This window comes from Thermostichus vulcanus str. 'Rupite' (genome assembly GCF_022848905.1).
Classification (GTDB): domain Bacteria; phylum Cyanobacteriota; class Cyanobacteriia; order Thermostichales; family Thermostichaceae; genus Thermostichus; species Thermostichus vulcanus_A.
The window spans coordinates 1-2,124 of sequence record NZ_JAFIRA010000104.1; the positions used below are offsets into that span (position 1 = coordinate 1).

The following is a 2,124-nucleotide window of genomic DNA, read 5'->3' on the forward strand; positions in this document are numbered from 1 at the left end:
TGGCCAACAGTAGCTTCAACAGCAATGCTGATGACAAACCCCAACATCGCTAGCCGTCCATTCCAGCGCTCCGCCTTTTCAGTCCAGCCAATTTCCCATTCAGGCGGTGTTTCGCTGTCTTGGCCGTACTGAGGCACGTATCGCGGGCGTCCGGCACCCTCCCAACCAGCGGGGCGCTTGGAATTGAAGAAGGCCATCGAACCAACTGCAACAGCAGCCACTAGACCGGCCACCATTACACCAACGTAGAGAAGGAAGGGATTGTCAGTCATCATCAGCTCATAAAGGATGAGTGTGGACACAGCCCTTTGCGCCAAGGCCACGCTAGCGGAACCGTCAGTCACCTAGCACGGAGGAATCCCCTTCGCGACAGCGGTGCAGAGCACTCTAGCGCTTTCAAAACAGGGTTAAGGACACAACTGTTGTTGTCGCAAACCCACGTTCACTTTTGGGATACGGAGCATTAAAGGGCTGTAGTTCTGGGCTCTCTCAGACAGAGGTAAAACTCTATTTAGAACTATCTAGAATTATTGCAGACCCAGCCACTGAGCGAGCGTGCTAGCGAAAACGCTGTGGCCCAGCGCCGCTTCCATACCGATGCTGATGGCCAAACCCAGCATGGCTAAACGTCCATTCCAGCGCTCTGCTTGTTCAGTCCAGCCCGGGATCCAATCATTGGTGGTGTCGTAGTACTGAGCGACGGCGGCAGAGTCCATGCGAGAAGGAATTCGGGGTGATGCTTGCATTGTCAATACCTCTATCGCTTTATGTAAATAAATTTAACATGGGTTTACATATCGTGACAAGCCCTATGGAGGAATAAGGTGGCGGGGGCTGAGGTAGGGATCCCTGTCTTGGGTCTGAGCCCGGTGTTCATCCGCTGATGGACTGCTAAGTCGGGTTCTATCCCAGAGCGATGTCATACTGAGGGAAATAGGGTTTTCGCGTAGACTATGGCCGTATCGCCTCTCTCTCTTCCCAAGGTTGATCTTGCAGCTGATCTAGCCGAGCAGGTGCGGGCTGATTTTCCGATTTTGCAGCGGCAAGTGCACGGCCATCCGTTGATTTACTTTGATAACGCCGCCACCTCCCAAAAGCCGCTTTCGGTTTTACAGGCGATGGAACGCTACTACCAGCACTCCAATGCCAATGTGCATCGGGGGGTCCATACGCTCAGCAATGAGGCAACCGATGCCTACGAAGGAGCACGGGAAAAGATCGCCCGTTTTTTGAATGCTCCCTCACCCCAGCAAATGATCTATACCCGCAACGCCAGCGAAGCGATTAACTTGGTGGCCTATAGCTGGGGCCTGAGTCATCTCGCCCAGGGAGACGAGATCATCCTTTCGGTGATGGAGCACCACAGCAATTTGATCCCTTGGCAGTTGGTGGCCCAGAAGACTGGAGCGCACCTGAAGTTCATTCAGATCACCCCGGAAGGGGAGTTGGATCTGGAGCACTATCAATCCTTGCTCAGCGATCGCACCCGGTTGGTGGCAGTCGTCCAGGTGTCCAATATGCTGGGATCCCTGAACCCAGTGGAGGAGGTGATCCGGTTAGCCCATCGCTATGGGGCGAAGGTTTTGCTAGATGCCTGCCAAAGTGTGCCCCATTTGCCGGTGGACGTGCAGGCTTTGAATTGTGACTGGTTGGCTTTTTCTGGACACAAAATGTGTGGCCCAACTGGGATTGGCATCCTGTATGGGAAACGGGATCTGTTGCGATCCATGCCACCCTTTTTGGGAGGGGGAGAGATGATCGCGGATGTGTATCTGGATCATGCGACCTATGCAGATATTCCCCATAAGTTTGAGGCCGGCACCCCAGCCATTGCTCAAGCGGTAGGTTTGGGGGCGGCGGTGGATTATTTGAACGAGATCGGGCTGGATCGCATTCATGCCCATGAACAAGCTTTGATCACGCGCCTTCTCGACGGGATCCAACGCATACCGGGCATCACGGTTTACGGCCCCACGGATCCAGCGCGACGGGCGGGATTGGTCAGTTTTTCGGCAGAGGCGATTCACCCTCACGATCTGTCAACGTTACTAGATGAGCATGGCATTGCCATCCGGGCCGGCCACCACTGCACGCAGCCGTTGCATCGCTACTTGAAGGTGCAAT

Annotated in this window: 3 protein-coding genes; 1 reads left to right on the plus strand and 2 read right to left on the minus strand. The window is 54.6% G+C overall.

From position 1 onward, the window contains the following. Together psb35 and JX360_RS17260 are read right to left on the minus strand one after the other, a co-directional pair. The coding region (gene psb35, locus JX360_RS17775) for a photosystem II assembly protein Psb35 (RefSeq protein WP_244353462.1) at nucleotides 1-344 on the minus strand (344 nt) is incomplete at its 3' end. A gap of 183 nt (nucleotides 345-527) precedes the next feature. Beyond that, on the minus strand, nucleotides 528-746 hold the full coding sequence (locus JX360_RS17260; protein WP_244353464.1) for a hypothetical protein: 219 nt from the start codon (nucleotides 744-746) through the stop codon (nucleotides 528-530). Between the two features lie 207 nt (nucleotides 747-953). Here JX360_RS17260 and JX360_RS17265 point away from each other — a divergent pair. Next, nucleotides 954-2,124, plus strand: a 1,171-nt coding sequence (locus JX360_RS17265; protein WP_244353466.1) for a SufS family cysteine desulfurase, incomplete at its 3' end; no start/stop codon positions are given.

Coding starts and splice junctions, on each gene's coding strand:
- JX360_RS17260 (WP_244353464.1), bottom strand. CDS start 746: ATGCAAGCATCACCCCGAATTCCTTCTCGCATGGACTCTGCCGCCGTC.